This window comes from Criblamydia sequanensis CRIB-18, from assembly GCF_000750955.1.
In the GTDB taxonomy this organism is placed as follows: domain Bacteria; phylum Chlamydiota; class Chlamydiia; order Chlamydiales; family Criblamydiaceae; genus Criblamydia; species Criblamydia sequanensis.
Map to the genome: position 1 here is coordinate 30,002 of NZ_CCEJ010000014.1, position 22,813 is coordinate 52,814.

At 39.5% G+C, this 22,813-nt stretch carries 20 protein-coding genes; 14 read left to right on the forward strand and 6 right to left on the reverse strand.

Annotated elements, in window-relative coordinates; all coding sequences use genetic code 11:
- Window positions 1–11 precede the first annotated feature (11 nt).
- The 4 genes from CSEC_RS12010 (at window position 12) to CSEC_RS12025 (ending at window position 4,242) form a co-directional block, all read left to right on the forward strand.
- On the forward strand, window positions 12–1,019 hold the full coding sequence (locus CSEC_RS12010; protein ID WP_237559247.1) for a PLP-dependent cysteine synthase family protein: 1,008 nt from the start codon (window positions 12–14) through the stop codon (window positions 1,017–1,019).
- Window positions 1,016–2,179: a trans-sulfuration enzyme family protein gene (locus tag CSEC_RS12015; protein WP_041018737.1), complete on the forward strand. Its 1,164-nt coding sequence runs from the start codon at window positions 1,016–1,018 to the stop codon at window positions 2,177–2,179. Before CSEC_RS12010 ends, CSEC_RS12015 begins: the two co-directional genes overlap by 4 nt.
- A 413-nt stretch (window positions 2,180–2,592) precedes the next feature.
- The gene (locus CSEC_RS12020) at window positions 2,593–3,777 is read left to right on the forward strand and encodes a glycine C-acetyltransferase (protein WP_041018738.1); all 1,185 of its coding nucleotides are present in this window, start codon (window positions 2,593–2,595) and stop codon (window positions 3,775–3,777) included.
- Window positions 3,778–3,780: 3 nt separating this feature from the next.
- Window positions 3,781–4,242 (forward strand): SixA phosphatase family protein, encoded by a 462-nt coding sequence (locus tag CSEC_RS12025; protein ID WP_041018739.1) that lies wholly within the window; start codon window positions 3,781–3,783, stop codon window positions 4,240–4,242.
- Window positions 4,243–4,250: 8 nt separating this feature from the next.
- Here CSEC_RS12025 and CSEC_RS12030 read toward each other — a convergent pair whose 3' ends face one another.
- From CSEC_RS12030 to CSEC_RS12040, 3 genes are all read right to left on the reverse strand, one after another.
- Window positions 4,251–5,546 (reverse strand): hypothetical protein, encoded by a 1,296-nt coding sequence (locus tag CSEC_RS12030; RefSeq protein WP_041018740.1) that lies wholly within the window; start codon window positions 5,544–5,546, stop codon window positions 4,251–4,253.
- Window positions 5,547–5,674: 128 nt separating this feature from the next.
- Window positions 5,675–6,625, reverse strand: a complete 951-nt coding sequence (locus tag CSEC_RS12035) for an SPFH domain-containing protein (protein WP_041018741.1) — start codon at window positions 6,623–6,625, stop codon at window positions 5,675–5,677.
- 29 nt (window positions 6,626–6,654) lie between these two features.
- Window positions 6,655–7,515 (reverse strand): SPFH domain-containing protein, encoded by an 861-nt coding sequence (locus CSEC_RS12040; protein ID WP_041018742.1) that lies wholly within the window; start codon window positions 7,513–7,515, stop codon window positions 6,655–6,657.
- A gap of 152 nt (window positions 7,516–7,667) precedes the next feature.
- Here CSEC_RS12040 and CSEC_RS12045 point away from each other — a divergent pair, with 152 nt between their 5' ends.
- Together CSEC_RS12045 and tdh are read left to right on the forward strand one after the other, a co-directional pair.
- Entirely contained in the window at window positions 7,668–8,711 is a 1,044-nt protein-coding gene (locus tag CSEC_RS12045) for a hypothetical protein (RefSeq protein ID WP_041018743.1), read from the forward strand.
- Window positions 8,712–8,738: 27 nt separating this feature from the next.
- Window positions 8,739–9,764 (forward strand): L-threonine 3-dehydrogenase, encoded by a 1,026-nt coding sequence (gene tdh / locus CSEC_RS12050; RefSeq protein WP_041018744.1) that lies wholly within the window; start codon window positions 8,739–8,741, stop codon window positions 9,762–9,764.
- Here tdh and CSEC_RS12055 read toward each other — a convergent pair.
- A complete protein-coding gene (locus CSEC_RS12055) occupies window positions 9,761–12,115 on the reverse strand; it encodes a heavy metal translocating P-type ATPase (RefSeq protein WP_041018745.1) in 2,355 nt (784 codons plus the stop codon). The genes tdh and CSEC_RS12055 overlap by 4 nt on opposite strands.
- 99 nt (window positions 12,116–12,214) lie before the next feature.
- Between CSEC_RS12055 and CSEC_RS12060 the strand changes: the two genes are divergently transcribed.
- Both CSEC_RS12060 and def read left to right on the forward strand, forming a co-directional pair.
- Window positions 12,215–13,147, forward strand: coding sequence for an antibiotic biosynthesis monooxygenase (locus CSEC_RS12060; RefSeq protein WP_041018746.1), 933 nt, complete (start codon window positions 12,215–12,217; stop codon window positions 13,145–13,147).
- Window positions 13,148–13,236: 89 nt separating this feature from the next.
- Window positions 13,237–13,782, forward strand: a complete 546-nt coding sequence (gene def, locus CSEC_RS12065) for a peptide deformylase (RefSeq protein ID WP_041018747.1) — start codon at window positions 13,237–13,239, stop codon at window positions 13,780–13,782.
- A 61-nt stretch (window positions 13,783–13,843) separates the two neighbouring features.
- On the opposite strand, the gene secG is transcribed toward def, so the two are convergent.
- The gene (secG, locus tag CSEC_RS12070) at window positions 13,844–14,143 is read right to left on the reverse strand and encodes a preprotein translocase subunit SecG (RefSeq protein ID WP_154017708.1); all 300 of its coding nucleotides are present in this window, start codon (window positions 14,141–14,143) and stop codon (window positions 13,844–13,846) included.
- Complete coding sequence (gene tpiA, locus CSEC_RS12075; RefSeq protein WP_041018748.1) at window positions 14,140–14,916, reverse strand: triose-phosphate isomerase; 777 nt, start codon at window positions 14,914–14,916, stop codon at window positions 14,140–14,142. The genes secG and tpiA overlap by 4 nt, the downstream gene beginning before the upstream one ends.
- 343 nt (window positions 14,917–15,259) lie before the next feature.
- On the opposite strand from tpiA, the gene xseA reads away from it, so the two are divergent.
- From xseA to CSEC_RS12100, 6 genes are all read left to right on the forward strand, one after another.
- The gene (gene xseA, locus CSEC_RS12080) at window positions 15,260–16,759 is read left to right on the forward strand and encodes an exodeoxyribonuclease VII large subunit (protein ID WP_041018749.1); all 1,500 of its coding nucleotides are present in this window, start codon (window positions 15,260–15,262) and stop codon (window positions 16,757–16,759) included.
- Between the two features lie 9 nt (window positions 16,760–16,768).
- Window positions 16,769–17,029, forward strand: a complete 261-nt coding sequence (locus tag CSEC_RS12085; protein WP_041018750.1) for an exodeoxyribonuclease VII small subunit — start codon at window positions 16,769–16,771, stop codon at window positions 17,027–17,029.
- Between the two features lie 30 nt (window positions 17,030–17,059).
- Window positions 17,060–18,976 (forward strand): 1-deoxy-D-xylulose-5-phosphate synthase, encoded by a 1,917-nt coding sequence (locus CSEC_RS12090; protein WP_053332050.1) that lies wholly within the window; start codon window positions 17,060–17,062, stop codon window positions 18,974–18,976.
- Window positions 18,977–18,993: 17 nt separating this feature from the next.
- Window positions 18,994–19,845, forward strand: a complete 852-nt coding sequence (locus CSEC_RS12095; protein WP_041018751.1) for an NAD(+)/NADH kinase — start codon at window positions 18,994–18,996, stop codon at window positions 19,843–19,845.
- Window positions 19,846–20,486: 641 nt separating this feature from the next.
- A complete protein-coding gene (locus CSEC_RS13065; RefSeq protein WP_079978066.1) occupies window positions 20,487–20,675 on the forward strand; it encodes a hypothetical protein in 189 nt (62 codons plus the stop codon).
- Window positions 20,676–21,574: 899 nt separating this feature from the next.
- Window positions 21,575–22,708, forward strand: a complete 1,134-nt coding sequence (locus CSEC_RS12100) for a COG1470 family protein (protein WP_237559248.1) — start codon at window positions 21,575–21,577, stop codon at window positions 22,706–22,708.
- The last annotated feature ends 105 nt before the right edge of the window (window positions 22,709–22,813 follow it).

Below are 22,813 nucleotides of genomic sequence, written 5' to 3' on the forward strand. Positions count from 1 at the left end.
AATGCGAGTTCATGCTAATGCCTAAGATGCCGACTATACTAGATACCATAGGAAATACGCCTCTTGTAAGATTACAAAAATTGCCGCCGAAAGAAATCGACCTTCTTGTTAAACTTGAGTTTTATAACCCTGGCGCTAGCATTAAAGACAGGATTGTAAAGTATATCATTGATCAGGCGGAAAAAAATGGCGACCTAAAACCGGGCGGTACCATCATTGAAAATACGTCCGGAAATACGGGCGCTGCAGCCGCCATGATTTCAGCCATTAAAGGCTACCGCTGCGTATTGACCATGCCTGATAAAGTCAGTCAGGAAAAGCAAAACGCTCTTAAAGCTTTTGGGGCAGAGATTATCGTCTGTCCGACAAGCGCTCCCCCTGACTCACCGGATCATTATGTGAATAAAGCTAAAAGTCTTGCAAAAGAGATCCCCAATAGCTTTCGAATCAATCAATATGATAACCCGGATAACCCAAAGGCCCACTATTTGACAACAGGGCCTGAAATCTGGGAGCAAACGGGGGGAAGAATTGATTATTTTATAGCTAGCGCAAGCACAGGCGGGACAATTAGCGGGGCGGGACGCTATTTAAAAGAGAAAAATCCAAATCTTAAAATTGTCATGCCGGATCCTGAAGGCTCTATTTTTGCCCATTACTTCAAGACGGGAAAAATTCCTGAAGGCGGCAATTGCAACTATCAGTTGGAAGGCATTGGAGAAGACCATTTGACAAAAGCCATGGACTTTTCTATTGTAGATGAGGTCATCACAGTAAAAGATGCGGACGCCTTTAGAACGGGGCGTAAACTTGCGCGCGAAGAAGGAATTTTAGCCGGAGGTTCTAGCGGCGCCAATGTTTTTATAGCTCTTGAGATTGCTAAAAAACTGAAAAGTGGCGCCGTCATTGTAACTATTTTACCGGATTCCGGTCTTAAATACTTAAGCAAAATGTTTGATGATGATTGGATGGAAAAGCACGATTTATTAGAACTGGCAACCGGAAAACCCTCAAAATGAAATTTTCAACAAAAGCCATTCATACAGGCATCGAAAGCGACCCGATGACAGGGGCGATTATGCCTCCAATTTACATGACATCAACTTATGAACAAGAAGAGCCAAGCGTACATAAAGGCTATGATTACACAAGAGCCGGAAATCCGAACTTCACTATTCTTGAGAAACAAATAGCCTCTCTTGAAAAAGGGAAATACGCAACGATTTTCTCGTCTGGCCTGGGCGCTCTTTCCGCCCTTCTTTCGACTTTTAAACAAGGCGACAAGGTTATTGCTCTAGAAGGACTCTATGGAGGCACATTCAGGCTTTTAGATAAGGTTTTTTCTAAATTCGGCATAGACTATAAGCTTGTTTCTTATGCGGATGAAAAAGGGCTAGAGGCTGCATTAGAAGAAAAACCGGCTCTTTTTCTTTTTGAAACGCCGACAAATCCCTTGCTTGGGATTCACGACATAGCGAAGTTATCAAAAAAAGCTAAAAAGCATGGGGTTTTGACATTAGTCGATAATACTTTCGCAACCCCCTACTTTCAAAATCCGCTAGAGCTTGGAGCCGATCTTGTTTGGCATAGCACGACAAAATATATCGGAGGCCATTCTGATATTATTGGCGGGGCAATGGTCGTTAACGACAAGGATTTAAAGCAAAAATTGGATTTTGCCAGGATGTCTGTCGGCTTAAATCCAAGTCCTTTTGATGCTTGGCTTTTATCAAGAAGCATTAAAACTTTAGCGCTTCGAATGGAAAAACATGAAAGCAACGCTAAAAAAATTGCCGATTTTTTAAGCTCGCATAAGCTGATTTCCCAAGTCTACTACCCGGGACTTACAACTCATAAAGACCATGAGATTGCGGCAAAGCAGATGAGCGGCTTTAGCGGAATAGTTTCAGCTGAATTTAACCTTTCCCTTGACGACATGCATTATCTTATTTCCAATTTTGAGTTGTTTAAGCTTGCGGAAAGCCTCGGAGGCATAGAATCTCTTGTCTGCCACCCGGCTACCATGACACACGCCTCTATTCCTAAAGAAATCCGGGAAGCCATGGGGATTACAGATGGCCTTGTCCGCTTTTCAATTGGTGTAGAAGATAGTGAGGATCTTTTAAACGATTTAAAAAATAGTCTTTCATCGATCCAGAAAAAACTCATCGCAAAATAGATCACCCCCAAATCCCGTTGTCCCTGTAATTTTAACCAAGACAGATGCGTATTTTAAGCGACGAAGCCAAACTCGCGAGTTGGCGAGTTCCTGCAACTTAGCAGATGCCTTGATAGAATTCCAGGGACGGCGACTTAAGCGATATTAGAGGATGTAATAAGTGCTCACCCTAAGCTTTACAGCTGAAAGCTTAGGGTGATTTGGTCGTTAGTCAGGGGTTGAATTGTTTTACCCCTTCCTGTAAAATAGTTCTTCTAAAGAATTCAATTTAAAAAAATAGACTTCCCTCGAAATTCGCTTTCATTGAAAAATGAGCTCTTTTGTGCAGATTTTTTGATAAATTTTGATCGAATGGAATTTCGAAAGCAGTCTAATTAGTATTTCCAAAGCGGCAGACTTGGATGGGGGCTACAATGAGTAATCTTTTTTATGAACACCTCGAGAAAGAAATAAATGGGCTTAAATCAAGCGGTCTTTACAAAGAAGAGCGTGTGATCACCTCTCCTCAAAGCGGTTCAATTATTTCTCAGAATAAAAAAGTGCTTAACCTTTGCTCCAATAATTATCTGGGTTTAGCCGATGATAAGGAAGTCATAGATGCGGCCAAAGAGGGACTTGATCATTATGGCTTTGGACTCTCCTCCGTTCGTTTTATCTGCGGCACTCAAGATGTTCATAAGGAATTAGAAAAGGACTTGTCAGAATTTTTAAAGACTGAAGACACCATCCTCTACCCTTCCTGCTTTGATGCCAATGGGGGTCTTTTTGAAACTCTTTTCGGACCGGAAGACGCCATCATAAGCGATGAGCTTAACCACGCAAGCATAATTGATGGCATTAGGCTCTCGAAAGCTGCCCGTTTTCGCTATAAAAACAATGATATGGCGGATCTGAAAGAAAAGTTAGAAGAAGCAAAATCCTCAAGATTTAAAGTCATTGCCACCGATGGTGTTTTTTCTATGGATGGCACCATCGCTAAGCTCAATGAAATTGTTCCCTTAGCCAGAAAATATGATGCCCTTATTATGGTAGATGACTGCCATGCGGTTGGTTTTATGGGAGAAATGGGTCGCGGCACCCATGAATACTGGAATGTGATGGGTGAGATCGATATCATCACGGGTACTCTTGGAAAAGCTTTAGGCGGAGCCTCCGGCGGGTACACTTCCGGGAAAAAGCCATTAGTAGATTGGCTTCGTCAAAGGTCAAGGCCCTATCTTTTCTCAAACACACTCGCTCCCTGCATTGCAAAAGCTTCTTTAGAAGTTTTAAATATCGTAAAAAATAGGCCGGAACTTCGTCAAAAGCTTTGGGACAACACCCGCTTTTTTAGAGAAAGCATGAATAAACTCGGGTTTAATATAATCCAGGGCAACCATCCTATTTGTCCGATTATGCTAGGCGATGCAACCCTGGCCGGAAATTTTGCAAAAAGAATGCTTGAAGAAGGGGTTTATGTCATTGGCTTTAGCTACCCGGTCGTCCCGCAAGGAAAAGCCCGTATCAGAACTCAAATGTCTGCCGCCCTTGATAAATCACAGCTTGAAAAAGCACTTGCCGCCTTTGAAAAAGTCGGCAAAGAATTGAAGATCATTTAAACCATGAAGCATTTTTTTATCATGCGTCACGCAGACGCTAAATCTAGCAGCCTATTTCAAGATGCAGACCGGCCTCTTTCAGAAAAAGGAATAAGTCAACAAGCCGAAGTGATTTCTAAAATGAAAGAGAGGTCTCATATTCCTGACGCTATCTATTGTTCTCCCTTGAGAAGGGCCATAGAAACGGCAGAGCTTGTTTCTCAAGAATTTGAGCTTTCTCCTCAGATTCTTGAAGAACTCGGGGATTTTTCTAATGTGGATTTTTTAATTTCGAAGCTTATGCTTCTAGAATCAAACTCCAATCTTATTATTGGTCATGCTCCCCAGCTTGTCGAGTTAGTAGAACGGTTGACAGGAAAAAATCTGACCCAATCCTTTGAAACAAGCGGCTACTTTCATTTGATCTTTCAAGAGAATCTTTCTCTCGGTAAAGCCATTTTCGAGGGGTATTATTCCTCTCTTTAGCTTTTTCCTTAAAGGCGTTCAGTGATACCCATCAAAGCCGAATTTCTAAGCCATTCATCTTGGATTGCATTAGCTAGTTGAAAAGCTCGATTATTATCCACGCCGACAAGGTGAGGAGCTGCTTTGGAAAGCACTGTTTCTACTAAGGTTCTATTCTCAATCTCGCTTAGAAGCTTAAGGGTAAGCTCCCAATTTTTATAGGGCAGAAGATTTTCAGCTAGCCCTGCAAGATAAAATTCTTTTTCCTCTTCACTTTCAAAAAAGGGCCTTTCAATTAAACCTTCTTCAACATCTCCGACTTTGCCTATAAGATAGCAAAATTCTTGTCTTTGTTCATCCTCGCAGGATTTAATTAAAGCAAAGGCTTTTTTGATCGATTTTTTGGCTGTTTCTTCAATCAAGATCACCCTTTCATTATTTGTAAAAGATCCCCTCAATTTAAAAATAAATTCTGAAACCGCAAGAGGGCAGGCACCAAATCTTATCGATCTCAAAAGAAGAGCTATCTTTCTATCCACATCTTGAATTTTATTAAGATTATCGCACATGGCTTCTTGCGAACTATTTTGTAAGGCTTTGACATAATAATATAAGGCTTCGTCTCTATGATTGTCTTGAAGATGATGAATAATAGCCTTTGCGTTTTCTAATAAAACGTTTCCATTTTCAAGATAAAAAAAACGTCTAAAAAGGGCGCAAAGAATTTTAACCCCATCTTTCGGGTCTTGAATTTTCTTTTCTAAAAGTTCGATAAATAAAGGGATATCCTCGTGTTTACAAGTCTTTATCAAGTACCTCAAAGCGGAAATTTTTAGCTCATGAGTCTCTATTTGTTGACAAAGATTAAAACTGTCCTCCCAATTTTTTTTTGCAAGATCTTTTATAATTTGATAAAAGGTTTCCTCTCGACCTTTTTTCGAACGGTTTTTTCGAGCCATTTCAATGGCCAATTTATGATCAAAAGGAAGGACCGCAAGAGAAATCTCGTGATATCTAAACCCACCTATTTGAGAAGGGCATTTTGTAGCGTTAAATAGCAATCTTTTTGACTCTTCGGGATGGATCTGCCGGCAGTGAACTGCAACAAAAGCCATTAGGCTTCCATCTTTTCTTAATTCCACTTCCTTGATTATCTTTTGATAGATAAGTCTTGCTTTTTCACAATCTACCCCATAAAGATGGGTAGCAACTTTTGTTAAAACGCGTATCCTCACACAAGGGTTGCAAATGGAACTTGACTTTTCGATTATTTTATAAATTAATTCTATCCTGGATAGATCTTCTAACCCTTTAGGCGCTTCCATTTTACTTGGCTCAACTATGTTTTGGATTAAAAAAAATTATTAAAGCCTCCCTTCATACCCGATGCTAAATAATTTTCTCAACTAACAAAATTAAGAAGGGAAAAAACCCTTCTTAATTTAAAAAATTTTTAATTTCCTTTTTCTTTACCTTTGAGAGAAGGAGGAGTTGAACCCTGAATCAAAGTTAGATTAGTGCTTCCGCCGCGATTGACAAGCATCAAGGTGAGCTGCTTCGCAAGTTGGCTTCTATCCGACTCATCCAATTCATGGCCTATTCCTTTTAAGTCTTGAAATATTTTTTGAATGATACCAACAGTTCCTGTAGCAATAGCTTGGGTTGCGATCACTTCCGCTTCCGCTTCTTGCTTTGCAAGAAGCAACTTTTCTACTAAGGGGTCATAAGTGACACTTAATAACCTAAATTTTTCAATTTTTATGCCGACTCTCCTAACAATCTCTTGTAAAAAATATTTTAGATGATTTTCAATTTCATCTGAATGCTTCCTTAAACAAGGGCCTTTGTGATCTTCTCCCTTATCAAAGGGGTAACTAGAAAGCACTGCTTTTAAGGTAGAAGCTCCCTGTTCGATTAAATATTTTTTTGGATTGGTTGATGTGTAAATTGAAGAAAGAGAATCTTGTACCCGATAGGAGAATTGTGCTGACACAATAAGGGGATTTCCCCCTAGGTCATTGACAGAGGTCTTAGTAATTTCGAGAATATCTAATTTCATGTCTACAGGTATTATAGAAGTAAAAGGATCTACAAGATGAGGGCCTGGCCTTCTCAAAACGCTAGTCACATAACCGCACCGAGTCACCACTTTATCTTCACCCGGGTTGACTTGGGTAATCATGCAAGGTATGTTTAGGGGAAAAGTTAATACGGAAGCCACACACGACCAAATGCGAAGCGCAAGAGGCACTTTAAATTCTTCATCCTCTCTTTCCATATCAAAAACTCCGATATCAGGATTAATTCCGGTATCCCTATCGTAGCGATAAACCCTATCTGAGCTTGATTCATCCTGCATTTCTAATGGGGTATATGATTGATAGCCGCCTTGCATTTTTTGCATAAGTTTTCTCTCCAGATTTAGGTTTTGGTTTATTTATTCATTGTCAATGTTCCGGGAATTAGAGGATCGATAACCGGGTTTGAATCAACTTCATAAAAATCGATAGAATTCGGTTTTAAGGCATTTTGCTGTATCATCTTAATAATGAGTAACTTTATCTCAGTATCGCTTAGCTCTATACCTTGATGCGAGAATGCCTCTAAAAGCTCTTTTAAATTTCTAGAAGCCCCTTCGCAAATAGCTTTTTGTGCAAGAATATAGCTATCAGCTGCTTGTTTAACCCTTAGTTGACTCTGCAACTTGGTGTCATAGACCGCTTTTTGCACAAAAATTCTATACACGCTTAAACCAACTTTTTCAATCTCTTGCTGTAGGGCTCCTTTAAGGCGCAACTCGACATCCATAGAAGTCCACTTATCTCGACCAGTTCGTGTAAGAACTGCAAATATCGCTTCTTTAGAGCTTTTTTTAACATAGGAATGGTAATCTCTAGATTGATAAGTCGCTTGAAGCGAATTGGTGATATGGTATCTTAAGCTCACCTCAACTCTAAAGGGCATGCCAAGTTTATCGTTAACTAACTGAGGAATAATAATGGTGTAAATTCGATTATCTATTTTTTTTACCTCTCCATATCCCGCCTGAACCCCTTGCTCTCTGATTATTTTTGTAGGGATACCCCCTCTGATCACTATGTATTCATGATTTCTATCCACCACTTCCCTGTAATTTAAACAAGGGTTGCAAAACAAAAATAAGCACTTTGTTAAATTTGAAATAGATTCCCAAGGCCCTCGAAGCTCTTGATTTTTTCGTGACTTCATTAAAGTTACGGTTTTTTCCTGGACACTTACTTGCGCTCCCCCGTTAGGACTTTCTTGTATATTCACTCTAAGACCTCAAATTTAAAAAGAATATTATCCGTATCTCTTATCAGTTCAGTTACATAGAATTCTTTAATGGAAGACTTTGATTCTAGTAAAGACATTTGTTTTTAATTTTTTAAATTAAAGAATTTTTTATAATTAGAATGAGGTGGTTTATGATCGAAAAATTAAAGTTTTTATTAATATTTTTTTACACTTTAATTGCTGCTCCCATTTTTGGAGAGACAGCTTTAAACATTCCGGGTGACGAAAGAGCATGGAATTTAAGCGGGAAGTCAGAACTCAAAGAAGAAGTCTTTTTACCAAGAGGACAAACTCTTGGTAATTGGAGAGAAGCTCTTCTCTATCACCACGTCTCAAAAACTTCTATCCCCCTCATTGTTTATGTGAACAATTTCATCAAAGAGCTTGATGAAAGACTTGGAGGTTTATTTGAAACCCGAATCCTTAAAGAAGAGAATGACTTTATTCTCTTAGAGTGGTGGCTTGATAAGGATATTCCCGATTCCCAGCATGGTTTTATCCAGATTTTAAAGGTATCGAACGGCATCGACTTTATTCGATATACCACAAAAAATATTGATAAGATTGAAAAAATTAAGCCCTTCTGGGAAAATATCTTAATGAATTTTCGAATAAAACCGATTGCCAAGGAAATTAACGTTTCTATGCCTTGGGATTTAGACGGGAGAAGATGGGTTTTAGACGGTAATGACAAGGAGAAGAATAAGTTTATTCTTGAAGGTGAGACTGACTCGAAGGAATATGTTGAGATCGAAACCTTTGCCGCTACAGACTTTACTCCCAGGGAAAACTTTGACATTCTTATTAAAAAACTGGAAAAAACAAGCAATAAACCGCTTTCTTATCGCGTTTTGTTTAGTAATGAGTTGACCGGTTTAATGGAATGGAAAGGAGAAGAAAAAAGGGCTCCTTTTCATGAATGGGTCTATTTTTCTAAGGAAAAGCCCGGCGTGTCAGTCGTCATTAGGTATAGAAGCATAGAGGATGGGAACAATGAAAAGAGAACTCGAACTTTGGAAAAAGTTCTGGCAGGCTCTAAAATTGAGGTTACCTACGACTACACCTTGGAATCTAAGGAAAAATTTGTAAACGAGCAAGAAATTTTAAATAAAAGACCTCCCTGGTCCCCATTTTTTATTCGAGAACCAAAAGACCCTCTATTTTATCATAAATAATTTATTACGGATATTAAGGTTATAAAAATGAAAGCTTTAGTGAAATCACAAGCCAAGGAAGGCATTTGGTTAGAAGATGTCCCCTTACCTAAAATGGGAAGCCAAGACGTTCTCATAAAAGTTAAAAAAGCCTCCATTTGCGGAACCGATGTCAGCATTTATAAATGGACGGACTGGGCTAAAAAAAATGTTCCTGTGCCCCTTGTTATCGGCCATGAGTTTATGGGTGAAATTGTGGATATGGGCTCTAGTGTGAAGGGTCTTTCCATTGGGGATCGTGTTTCAGGAGAAGGACATATCACTTGCGGTGTCTGTTTTGGTTGTAAAACAGAAAAAAAACACCTTTGCTCAAATGTCCGAGGTCTTGGCTATCATACGAATGGCTGTTTTGCTGAATACCTGGTTTTGCCAAGCGAAAATGTTTTTAAGCTTCCTGATTCGATTCCCGATGAATTGGCGGCTATTTTCGATCCTTTTGGGAATGCCATGCATACCGCCCTCTCATTTCCTTTAACCTCAGAAGATGTCCTGATAACAGGAGCCGGTCCAATTGGCATCATGGCCGCGGCCATTGCTAAAAAAGCCGGGGCAAGAGTGATTGTCATTACAGATGTGAATAAGAAAAGACTTGAGCTTGCGAAAAAAATGGGCGCCACCCACGCTATCAATGTAGCTAAAACTCCTCTTGCCCAAGCAATTAAGGATTATGGATTCCATAATGGGTTCACAGTCGGTATGGAAATGTCCGGAAACCCTCTTGCTTTCCAAGATATGTTAACTGCTATGCGGCATGGCGGAAAAGTGGCTCTTCTTGGTATTTTACCGCCAAACACCTTGATTGATTGGGACCTTGTTATCTTTAAGATGCTAACTCTCAAGGGGATTTACGGGCGCGAAATTTTCTCGACCTGGTTCCAGATGACGCAAATGTTAGAAGCCGGTCTTGATATTCATCCTGTTATCACCCACTATCTTAGCTTCCAAGACTTCGAAGAAGGCTTTGCCCTTATGCTTTCCGGCAATTCAGGCAAAGTGATCCTGAATTTTGACTAACCCATTCTTCTTGCGTTTAGGGTTACAAAAATGGAGCTTAGAGTCATAGCAAAAGCAGAATATAAAGGGGTTAAAAGGCCGAATCCGGCAAGACCGATGCCTATAATGTTATAAAAAAAGGCCCAAAATAGGTTTTGCCGAATTAGTTTTTTCCCCTTTTTTGATAATGCAAATAAAACCTCAATTTTTTTTAAGCTATCCTGAGTTAAAAGAACATCTGCGCTCTGAGCTGTGATATCTGACGCTGAAACAACTGAAATACTCACATTTGATGCAGTTAAAGCCGGGGCGTCATTGATCCCATCGCCTATCATGCAAATTGTTTTGCCTTCTCTTTTAAGCTTTTCAACCAACTCTTTTTTGGACAAAGGATGGCACTCCGAGAGCCATTTTGGCATTTTAAGAGAGTTTGCAACCGCTTGAACGCTTTCCTCTTTGTCTCCGGATAATAAAAATGTGTTTTCAGAGCCTAAATTTGTGATTAATTCAGAAGCTTCTTTTTTTATTTTATCTCCAAGTAAAATGGGCATGGCCTTGCCATGCGAGAAAGAAGCATAGACAGTTGTTGTAAATGATTTTGATCTTGGCTGAAAATCCTCCCCAAAACTTATCCCTATTGCATCTAGAAACTTTTTGGAGCCTAAGACAATTTTTTCATTCATTATTTCTCCTTCAATTCCCATTCCAGGGTGCTCTAAAAGAGCATTAACAGCGCAAGTTTCCTCACTTAATTCTTTAAAAATAGCTCTTGATATGGGGTGAATGGATTTCGAAGTTAAGCTTTTAAGCTGTGTCTTCTCTTTTTGACTTAATTTTTCAAGACCGTCAAGCACCAAAAACTTTCCTTCTGTTAAAGTCCCCGTTTTGTCGAAAATGAAAAATAGCGGTTCTGCAAGCACTCTAAGAACAGCCCTGTTTTTAATAATAATCCCTTCTTTGGAGAGGCTTTCTAATAGCTTGGATTCAACAAAAGGAGCTGCTATTCCAATTGCGCAAGGGCATGAAATAAGAAGAATTGCAAGAACCCTTAATAAAATATCATGAGATGAAAGGTTAAAGAAAAGAAGCTCTATTCCGGCTGTCGCCGTAATGAAAAAAAGAAGAGCCGGAACAAACCATTTAAGAATAGGTTCAACCGCTCTTTCATAACTCGTCTTTTTTCCAAGACCTTCTTCAATCATCTGGATGATCTTTTGAAGGGTGCTTTCTTCTTCGAGAGCTTCAACTTGATAGGTGAGGCTGCCATTTTGCAAAAAAGTACCTCCTACGACTTTCGCATCTTTTGATTTGAAGACAGGAAAGGGCTCTCCCGTCATTAAGGATTCATCGATGCTACCTTCCCCCTCAATCACTTTGCCATCCAAAACAATTTTTTCTCCTGAATGAACAAGAAGAGAATCCCCAATCTTAATTTCTTTAATAGGTCTAAATTCAAAACCCCCGTCCTCATTCTTTTTTCGGGCTCTTTTAGGTTTTGCTTTTAAAAGCCTTAAAAGAGAGTCTTTAGCGCTGAATTTTGCTTTTCCTTCTATGATTTTCCCCCCAAGAATTAAAGTCACGATGACGGCTAGGGAATCGAAGTATACCTCGCTGCTTCCTTTAAAAAGTTCATAAGATGAGAGAAAAAAAGAGGCTAAGATAGCCATCGTTGCAAGACTTTCCATTCCAAAGCGCTTAACCTTAGCTGCAATTAATGCTTTTTTATAAATCGGGATGGCGGAAAAAGTAACAATAGGAAGAGATAAAAAAAATGAAATCCAGGCAAATAATAAATCGTGATCACCCTTTATTTTTTCAAAGTGCGAGATGTAGATCGGATAGGCCATCATCATAATATTTAGAGAGCAAAAAGCGGCAACTCCAAAACGTTTATTCAAACTTGTTGATCGCCCTTTTTTTTCATCAGACTCTAAAAGGGAAGGTTGATAACCCATTTTATTAATGAGCTTTAAAATCTCTTCTTTGGAAATGAGACAGGGGTCAAACTCAATTTTGCCAATATCTGTCGCATAGTCCACAAGAGCTGAATAAACTCCTTTTTTTCTAAGAAGCAGATAGGAAATCCCAAGGGCGCAAGCGCTGCACCACATATCTTTTATTTCCAGGTAAAGCTTTTGCAGATCATGGGATGCGCTCTTTTTTTCCTGAATCTCTTCTAATAAATTCGGGTTTGAGATGACACCTGACTTAAGAGCCTCTTGAAAAAGCGGATTTTCCTTCTCTAACGCTTCTCCCCTTGCTTCTAGGATGGAATAAACCGTCAAGCATCCGGGACAGCAAAAAATTTTGTCTTTTGAATAGTATCCGCCGCTTGATAAGCTTCCGCATAAATTACAAGGAAGTGCGCTCATATTTCTCTCGCTATCAAAGATTTTTTAAAAAATAGAATAGCAAAGAATCCTCTTACTCTTCAAACTGCAATTTAAAGTCCTTTTAGAGCTCTTTTGCTTATGAAAGAAAAAGCAAATATCATCACCATTCGCGTAAAAGTTAAACGCGAGTCCATCCCCCTTTTTATCGATTGGCAATCGAAGTTAAATGCCTGGATTACCACTTTTCCGGGTTTTTTAAGCTTGGAAATTATTTCGGAGTGTCTCTCCAAACAAGATAGTTGGGTTATTATAGAGCGTTTTCTTGATGAAAATAGCGCGCTATCTTGGCAAAATTCGGATCAAAAAAAAGAGCTTTTTAAAGGCCTTGAATCACTAATCGATCAGGAAATGGGTCTTAGAGAAACCTTATCTTTAGAATCCAATTTGAAGAAAGGGGTAACAGAGGTCTTTGTAACTTCAGTTTCAAAAGAAATGGAAGGCGGTTATCGAAATTGGATTGCCAAAATCCATCAAGCCGAAGCTAAGTTTCCTGGATTTCAAGGGGTATATGTACAATCTCCAAGTAATGAAGAAAGCGAAACTTGGATTACTTTTTTGCAATTCGATACCCCTTATAACTTAGACCTTTGGTTAAAGTCAAAAGAGCGCCAAGATGTTTTAAACGAATCAAAGCCTTTCATAAAAAAATTAGAAAGGCATAGGGTGGTTTCCCCTTACGCAAGCTGGTTTCAAACCCTTTCTCCAGAAAATGATTTTCCCCCTGTTTGGAAACAAACCATGATTGTTCTTCTTGTTCTTTTCCCGATCGTGATGCTGGAGCAAAAATTTTTAATGCCGCTTCTTCATGAATTCAATAACTCCTTTGCCACTTTTATTAGTAATGTAATTAGTGTGACTCTTCTTGCATGGCCCTTTATGCCAATCGCCATTTATTTCTTAACCTGGTGGCTTTCTCCAAAAGAAAATAAAGCCTTGATGACTTGGCTTGGTTTCTTACTCCTATTACTTTTTTATCTTTTGGAAGTGATCTTTTTTTGGGCTCTTGGTTAATCCAATGAGTTTATTGATCGAAACATTAACCCTATTTTCTTTTTTTTAGTAAATAAAGTAATATAGCTCATAAAAAGGTTTTTTTCCCTATGCGTCTTCCTATAGCGTATCTTGGCAATCCCGTGCTTCGTAAAAAATGCAAGCCCGTCCAAGGGATTACAAAAGATGTCCAAGAACTTGTGCAAAATTTAATCGATACCATGGAAGCTGAAAATGGCATCGGGCTTGCAGCGCCGCAAATTAGCTCTACCTTAAGAGTTTTTGTCACATGTGTGCCCAAGTATTTAGAAAACGGGGAAGTCGAGCCCGGCATCATCAGAGTCTTTATCAATCCGGAAATTTTATCAGTAAGCCAAGAGACGATTGCCTTTAATGAAGGTTGTATTTCAGTTCCCGGCATAAGAGGCAAAGTGGAACGCCCTTTTATGATAAGAGTCAAAGCCCTTAATTTTGAAGGACAGGAATTTATAGAAGAATATCAAGGGCTTGAAGCGGTTTGCATTTTACATGAAAATGATCATATTAATGGCGTTTTATTCTTTGATCGCATTCATGGCAAGGAAAGAGATGAAATGGAACCCATCCTGAAAGAAATCAAAAAGAATTTTTCAAAAAAACCTGATTCTAAAAAATAAGACCTGACTTTAAACCTCTCTTATTTGTTAAAGAGGTTCTCATTATCAGGTCTTTTTTCTTTTATTGATTCTCTTCTATTTCTTGAGTAAACCCGGGAGGCGTTGTTTGAGAAGAGCGTCCCATTGAAGAGGTCCAAAAAGATAGGATGACGCAAGAGGCAAAAAAGATAAAGGAAAGCCAAGCTGTAAATTTTTTTAAGACGTCAGCAGTAGATGTTCCAAAAAGTGAGTCTTGAGAATCCCCTCCAAAAGAAGCTCCAAGACCTGTGCTTTTGCTCTCTTGCATTAAAATCACAGTGGAGAGCAAAACAGCAAGAATCATAAATAACGCTAAAGATATAAAATATAATGCGATAATCATTCGTTAACCTGTTTATTGAAATTGATGATATGATCAAAAGTATTCACGTCTAAAGAAGAGCCTCCAACAAGCAAGCCATTCACATTTTTACCTGTAAGCAGTTCTTTGGTATTACCCGGATTGACAGATCCCCCATAAAGGATTTTTATATGGCTTGCGATCTCATCGCCGAATTTTTCTTTAAGGACCTCTCTTATGAAAGAGTGCGCCTCTTCCGCTTCTTTGCCGCCGGCATGCACGCCTGTTCCAATTGCCCAAATGGGTTCATAAGCTAAGATAAGCTCTTTTCCATCTTTCAAATGGACATCTGCAAGGCCCTCTAGGATTTCGGCTCTTAAGACTTCTTCTCTCTTTCCGGATTCATTTTCTTCTTTGCTTTCACCAATGCAAAGAATGGGGATTAACCCCTCTTTGAGAGCTCGTTTAACTTTATGATTGATAAACTCATTGGTTTCACCAAAATAACGTCTTCTCTCTGAGTGTCCTAGAATAACATAGCGGGCGCCGGCATCTGTCAACATTTTAGCTGCGATTTCGCCTGTAAAAGCGCCTTCTTTGGCGTCATTCATATTTTGCGCTGAAATCTTAATTTGAGGAGTTTTCTTAGCGGCTTTGGCTGCGCTATAAAGAATCGTAAAGGGAACTGCTAAAACGACTTCATTTGAAGTCCCCTTCACTTTTTCCGCCAATTCATTTATATAATCCAGAGCTTCTTCTCGAGTCTTATACATTTTCCAATTGCCGACAATCAAGCTTGGTGAATCCAGGGGCATGAGAATTAAACTTCCCTAATTAAATTTTTTTCAGCTGAATGGCTAAAGGAAAACCTTATACCGTCTCAAGTGCTTAATGTTGGTATTATAAAAGTTAGCCTCCTTCGATTCAATCAAATTTTTACTAATGTCGTTACTTTTAAGATGGCTAAGCTCTTATTTTAAAAATGAAATAATTTCTATCACACTCTTAACGGATAGGCTTTCATAAACAGTAAAAAATTAATTTTATAAAATTCCCGCAAGCAAGTCTGATAATTTTTTAAAAAAGAATTCTGTTTTGGATTTAATCCTTTTGATACTCTCAATAAGACAACCGGCTTAAGAGGAAAGCAAACGCAAAATGAGTGAAGAGTCCAGGTTATTGACAGTATCCCAAGCAACCCACGCGATCAAACGAATTTTAGAAATGGGATTCTCCTCGCTTTATGTCAAAGGTGAAATTAGCAATTGCAAAAAGCAGTCTTCAGGTCATTATTATTTTTCATTAAAAGATGAAAACGCCTCGATTGCTTGTGTTTTATTCAGGCAAGATGCCCTTAAGCTCTCAGATCCTTTAAAAGACGGCGAAAGCATCACTATCAAAGGAAGTTTGACTGTCTATCCTCAAAGCGGGAAATACCAGATCATTGTCAAAGAAGTTCAAAGGACAGGCCTTGGCGATCTACTTTTAAAGCTTGAACAATTAAAAATTAAATTGCATCGAAAAGGCTGGTTTAAGCAAGAGCGCAAAAAAAGCCTCCCCAAAATGCCGAAAAGAATTGGGATTGTGACAAGCCCGACAGGCGCTGTCATTCAAGATATTTTAAAAGTTTTGAAAAGACGGTTTTCAGGTCTTCACATTTTTCTAAACCCTGTTCGCGTGCAAGGCGAGGGCGCTGCAAAAGAAATTGCAAAAGCTATTAGAGAGTTTAATCGTTTAAATTTTGTCGATGTCCTTATTGTCGGAAGGGGCGGCGGCAGCATAGAAGATTTATTTGCATTTAATGAAGAGTGTGTGGCGGAAGCCATTTTTGAAAGTCATATTCCCATCATTTGTGCTGTCGGCCATGAGACCGATCATTGTATTGCAGAGTATGTCGCAGATGTCAGAGCTCCAACACCTTCCGCTGCCGCCGAAATGGTGATAGCCGAAAAAATCCACTATGAAAAAGCGCTTAAGCAGATAAAAGATCGGCTCTTTGATCACGTGAAACTTCGCGTTAGACGAGGTAGAGAACATCTAAGACACTTACTAAAGCAGCCGAAATTAAAAAACCCTCAGCTTCTGTTTGCAGCGGAGCTGCAAAATTTAGACGGCGCTAAAGAAGCCATAGATAAAACCATGCTTCGTTTTAATAAAACAAAGCAGATGAAGCTGACTTCCATGAAGCAAAGACTTTCCGCATTAAATCCCTATCTTCGACTTTTACACGCAAAAGAAAGGAAGAAAAGTTTAAGGCGCGCGATTCATATAAGCTTTCTTACTTTTTTTAAAAAAAGAAGCGCCAAACTTTCAGATTTAAATGAAAAATTAAATAAATCCATTCATTTTTCAATTTTGAATCATAAAGTTAATTCCGCTCTTTTCGAAAAAAGAAAAGAACTTGATAAAGCTATGGATCACTTGCTACGCATAAAAGAAAAAAATTTAAATCATTGCGGGGAAACTTTAAGCGCCATCAATCCAAAGAAATTGCTTAGCAAAGGATTTACGATTCTCTTCTCAGAAAAGGAAGGTTCGGTTATAAAATCTGTACATGCTCTCCAAAAAAATGAATCTTATCGACTTCTTTTGAGCGATGGGGAAGCTAAAATTCAAATAGAAAAAACAAAGCCTTTCAAAAAAGAAATCAAAAACTAACGGAAGTTTATGTCTCAAGCCAAACAAACCTTTGAATCCGCCTTTCATCGATTGGAAGAAATTCTTGAAATCATGAATTCCGATACGGTTACACTCGATGATTCATTGAAACTTTATGAGGAAGCAGATAATCTCATTCGTTTTTGTTCTAAAAAATTAAACGATGCTGAAACAAAAGTTGAAATGTTAATGAAAAATCGTGAAGGTGATTTATTAATAGGACAAGATAAAAAACCGTTAACCCAAGATTTTCCTTCAGGAAATGACTAAATTTTATAAGGTAAAGCAAGCGAAACATCCATGAACTATCAAATTCTTTCAGAAATCAAAGACCCTAAAGATTTAAAAAAATTGGATTCTCGCTCATTGAGTCTCTTGGCACAAGAATTAAGACATCGAATTATAGATGTCTTATCCCAAACAGGAGGTCACTTAGCTTCAAATCTTGGAGTCGTCGAATTAACTCTAGCCCTTCATTACGTTTTTGATTCACCAAGCGATAAACTGATTTGGGATGTAAGCCACCAAACTTATATCCATAAGCTTTTGACAGGCCGAAATGAGCTATTTCCAACGATTCGTCAAACAGGAGGCCTTAGTGGATTTAGCAATCCAAAAGAATCCCCTCATGACCATTTTTATGCAGGACATGCGGGAACGGCTCTCTCTCTTGCTCTTGGAGTCGCGAAACAAAGAGATCTTTCCAAAGAAAAAAACTACATTATTCCTATTATCGGCGATGCCACGCTCACTTGCGGGATGTCGCTTGAAGCTCTAAATAATATTTCAAGAGACATAAAAAAATTTATCGTCATTTTAAATGATAACGAAATGTCGATTTCCAAAAATGTCGGGGCGATCACAAGAATTTTAAGCCGCATGCTAAGCAATCCAAGAACAACAAGACTCTACCAAGAATTAGATGGGCTTTTAACAAAAATTCCGGGGTATGGCGCTTTAATTTCTCAGCAAGGCCATCGCATCACAGAGTCGATTAAACATCTTTTTAGCCCTGCTGTTTTTTTTGAAAACTTTGGGCTTTCCTACATCGGCCCGATTGACGGTCATAACATTAATGAAATGATTCAAGCTTTTGAGGGCATAAAAAATTCCAATTGGCCGGTCTTTATTCATGTTTTAACTAAAAAAGGCCAAGGCATGAATGAAGCTTTAAATAACCCAAGCCTTTGGCATGGCGCCAAGCCTTTTAGCCCAAATACCGGTAAATTTTTACCCACAACGTCTGATAAACCAACCTTTCCTAAGATTTTCGGAAAACATTTATTGAAAATGGCAAGAACTGATGAATCCATTGTAGCCATTACCCCGGCTATGTCCCAAGGTTCTTGCCTTGATCAGTTTGTAGCAGAATATCCGGATCGCTGTCTTGATGTTGGCATAGCAGAAGCTCATTCGGTAACTTATGCTGGCGGTGTAGCTTATGGAAAAAAGCATAAAGTCTTCTCGTCTGTTTACTCGACTTTTTTACAACGCGGTTTTGACAATGTGTTTCACGATGTCTGCTTGCAAGAATTAAATGTGGTCTTTGCAATTGATAGAGCCGGAATTGCAGGCGGCGATGGTCAAACCCATAATGGCATTTATGACATCTCATTTTTAAACGCCATGCCAAACATGGTCATCGCTCAACCAAGAGATGGCGATAAACTAAAAGATCTTTTAGAAAGCGCGCACGCATGGAATCTGCCGGCAAGCATTCGTTACCCTAATATGGAAACTACTGAAACTGAAAGAGAAAGAGAAGTCTTGCCTCTTGGAAAAGGAGAAGTTCTGCAATCAGGTTCCGAGGTTTTAATTGTCGCTGTCGGCCATATGTCGGAGCTTGCTTTTGAAATTAGCGAAAAATTAAACTTGCATGGCATTCAACCAACCCTTGTAGACCCCGTTTTTATAAAACCTCTAGATGAAGAGCTTTTCGTTGAACTTTTAAAAACGCATTCTATTGTGGTCACAATTGAAGAGCATTCCTTAGCCTCCGGATTTGGCATCCTATTCAACAGCTTTACTTTGAGAAACGGCTTTTACCCAAAAGTTTTAAATTTTGGCGTCCCTGAAATTTTTGTTGAACAAGGTAAATATAAGGATCTTTTGAAATCGATTGGTTTAACAGCCGATACTATTTATCAAAAACTTTTAAAAACCCTTGAAGAAGAAGTCGAAAGGAAGAACATTCACATGCAAGAAGTATTATCCTAAAAAGGTTTTATCAAGCTATGAAAGTAAAAACGGTTGCTCTTTTTCCAAATATGCAAAAAAGCCAATCCACAAGCATTACGATGGGAGTTAGAGAGTTTTTATTTCAAAGAAATGTGAATGTTGTTGCCGAAGATTTGATTGCCGAACAAATTGGAGCAAATCCCCTCACCTCCGTTGATCCAAACGAAGTGGATTTAATTATTTCCCTTGGCGGCGATGGCACTATTTTAAGACTTTTACAAAGACACCCCGAGCTTAAAGCCCCGATTGTCGGCATCAATCTTGGCAGCCTCGGCTTTATGGCAGATATTCCGATTGTGGACATTTACCCGGCCCTTGAAGATCTTCTAAAAGGAAACTTCAAAGTTCAAGAGCGCTTAATGATGAAAGGGACAACGATTCATAAAGAAACTTGTCTTGCAGTCAATGAGATTGTAGTTCATAGGGCTAAAAATCCAAGTCTTGTAGACCTTGCAATCCACGTGGATGGCATGTATTTAAATACTTTTTCAGCAGACGGGCTTATCATTTCATCGCCAAGCGGCTCAACCGCCTATTCTCTTGCAGCAGGCGGACCCATTTTAACCCCCGACCTTGAAGCTTTTTTAATTACTCCGATCTGTCCCCATACCATTTCTAATAGACCGATTGTTTTAATGCCTAAGGACCACATCAAAATTCAATACCTAAACGAGTATGAGCCGGTTGAGGTGACCTATGATGGCTTTGCTAATTTTCATATAGCTACAGGCGAGGTGTTCTATATCCAAAAGGCTGAAAGAACTTGTTCTTTGATCAGCTTGCCTGGCCACGACTATTTTTCCACCTTAAGACAAAAATTAGGCTGGGCAGGAACTTTAAAAAATTAATCAGTTTCTTCTTTTCTTGAAATTTTAAGCTCGCTTTGAATATAACTTTTCTTATTAAGCTTAACTTGACAGGATACCCGCAAAAGTTAAGTTTAAAGCCGTTTTTTCAAATTAGGCTTCTTATCGTAATTTAAAATTTGTTTAAAAAATTTGATGATTTTCGTGCTTTTTTGGAAAATTTCTTGAGCCTATGTAAACGTACGGTCGAAAAGTTTAAAAAAAATGCCAAAGACAGCAATTTAGCAATCAAATGTTATTACTCTTTTAAACATCGAATGGAATTTCGAAAGAAGTCTATTAAATCAAGAGCTTGTTGAGAGTCATTTTTCTTCAATTTATTTTCTTGATTTTGCCATTCTCATGCACAAGGCGTGCTATAGCTATTCATAGCTTTACAAATACTCTAAAAGCCAATTCCACTTATTTGATGTTATCAATTTGATTTTCAAAGATTTGTAAAATTTAGATTAAATTTTTGTCGCAAAATCAAAAATTCTTGTGGAAGAATTATTAACTTATCCGTATCTACAAAGAGTAAAACCTTTTTTTTCCAGGATTGATAAAAAAGAAAATGGAAAAACGAATGTGGTTTTCAGATTTGGAAAAAAGTTCTACCACTAACCCTAAATTAGGAGACTAATATGACCAAAAAATTAGCAAAAATGGCATCTTTGGCAGTTACTGCTGTTGTTCTTTTGACAGGTTGCTGCTGCGACACAAACCCATGTTGTGATCCATGCCCAAGACCCTGTCCACCAAGACCAGTATGTGAAAAACCATGCCCACCAAAACCATGCTGCCCAAAACCTTGCGATCCTTGCTGCTACTAAAAGCGGCTTATCTATCGCGTGAGTTATTAGCTCACGCGATAGTGCTATTTTAGCTGCCCTTGCTTTGTAGGTTAAATTCCATTTAACAAACAAATCATGGCCATCTGAAATTGAAAAGATTACTAATGACCAGCGATATCTAACTCGAGATAAACCAAAGGAGATTTCTCATGAGAAATACTAAGCGAGTGTTAACCTCGTTACTCCTCCTATGTACAACGGCGATGCTTTGGGTCGGTTGTTCGAGCGGATGTTATTCATCTGCTTGTAACCAACCATGCGACCCTTGCCCCGCTGTTTGTGACAATAATGATAACTATGAGCAGGCTTGTCCTCCTCGTATGTGTCCAGAGCCTTGTGCTCCAATCGTGAAGTCTTGCGAACAGAGGGATCCTTGTCCTCCGGTCGCAAAACCTTGCGAGCCTATTTGCAATCCTTGCGAACCACAACAACAAATCGCGCGCTGCGAGCCAATTTGCCCGCCACGTTGTGAGCCGCCATGCCCACCACGTTGCGAGCCGGTATGTCCGCCTCGTTGCGAACCGGTATGTCCTCCCTCTTGCCCGCCAAGATGCGAGCCATGCCCGCCGCGTTGTGAGCCGGTTTGCCCACCACCACCATGCGATCCTTGCGGCCAAGAGCCACTTTGCAAAGTATTGCCAAAGTGTGCTTACCCAAGCCACAATGAACTTAATTGTGTTGATGGGATTACTGTAAGCGCTAAAAACCCAGAAATGTGTTTACTTGGCGAACAGTATCCATTGGAATTTGAAGTAAAAGCTTGCGATGATGTTTGCAACGTTGTTGTTTCAACTAACCTGCCAGAAGGCGTAAGCTATATGCGCAGCCAACCTGAAGCATCCGTGCAAGGCCGCACTTTAACATGGAACTTCGGTTCTATGAAGAAATGCCAAGTCATTGCTGCAAGAGTATGGTTAAAGTGTGAATGCGAAGGCGAGCTTTGTGCTTGTTTCTGCGCTAGCGCTCAACCTGTTCGCTTTTGCTCGCTCCTTTGCGCAAAACCAATTCTTGTTTGCCATAAGTGCGGACCGGAAGAGTGCAAACCAGGCGATCCGATCAACTATACTGTAACTGTAACCAACCGCGGAAGCTGCACAGCAACCGGCGTTGTTCTTACAGATCCAGTACCGGATGGACTTGAGCATTCAAGCGGCCTAAGAACCCTTACTTATAATTTGGGTTGTTTAGAGCCTTGCCAAACAAAGAAAGTCAGCATGTGCTTCACAGCATGCAAACGTGGCGAAGTCTGCAACACAGCAACTGTCACAGCTTGCAATGCTGAACCCACATCATGCAGCGCCAAATGCTTAGTTTGCGCCGAATGCGCCGAGTGCGTAAAAGTCGGACCGAAAGAAGTTCAAATTGGCCGCAATGCTGATTATCAGATCATTGTTACAAACACTGGCGATAAGCCTTTGACAGACATCGTTGTCACAGACTATGCTCCAAGCGCAACTTCAATTGTTGCAGCTAATGGCGCTAGAATCTGCGGTAACCAAGCTGTTTGGAGAATGAAGCAATTAAATCCAGGTGAAAAAGCAACTTTCAACATCACGTTGACTTCTTGCACACCAGGCTGCTTCACCAACAGAGTTAGCATGACTAACTGTCAAGGATGCAATGTTTGCTGCGAATACACAACACGTTGGAGAGGCCGTCCAGCTTTAACAATGTGCATTAATGACACAGCAGACCCAATTTGCATTGGTGATCCAACAAGCTATAATATCGAAGTCACAAACCAAGGTTCTGAATCTGACCACAACGTTGTGCTCGTACTCCGCTTCCCTCCCGAAATTACACCGGAAAGTGTTAGCGGCGATGTATGTGGCTCAATCAGCGGCCAGACTGTAACATTCCAACCTTACAACAACTTTAGCCCAAGACAGACGATTCGTTACAGAGTCACTGCCCGCGGTAAAGCTTCAGGTGATGGAAGGGTGATTGCAGAAGTCAGCTCCGACTCGATTAAAAAGCCGATCGTACAACAAGAAAGCACGATCGTGAACTAAGAAATTTCTTCAAGGAAGTTTCTGAAAGAGGGACAGGTGTAAACCTGTCCCTTTTCTTTTGGCCTTATTTTCCAATTTCAGTTAAGCTTAAGTTTTCTCTTTTCT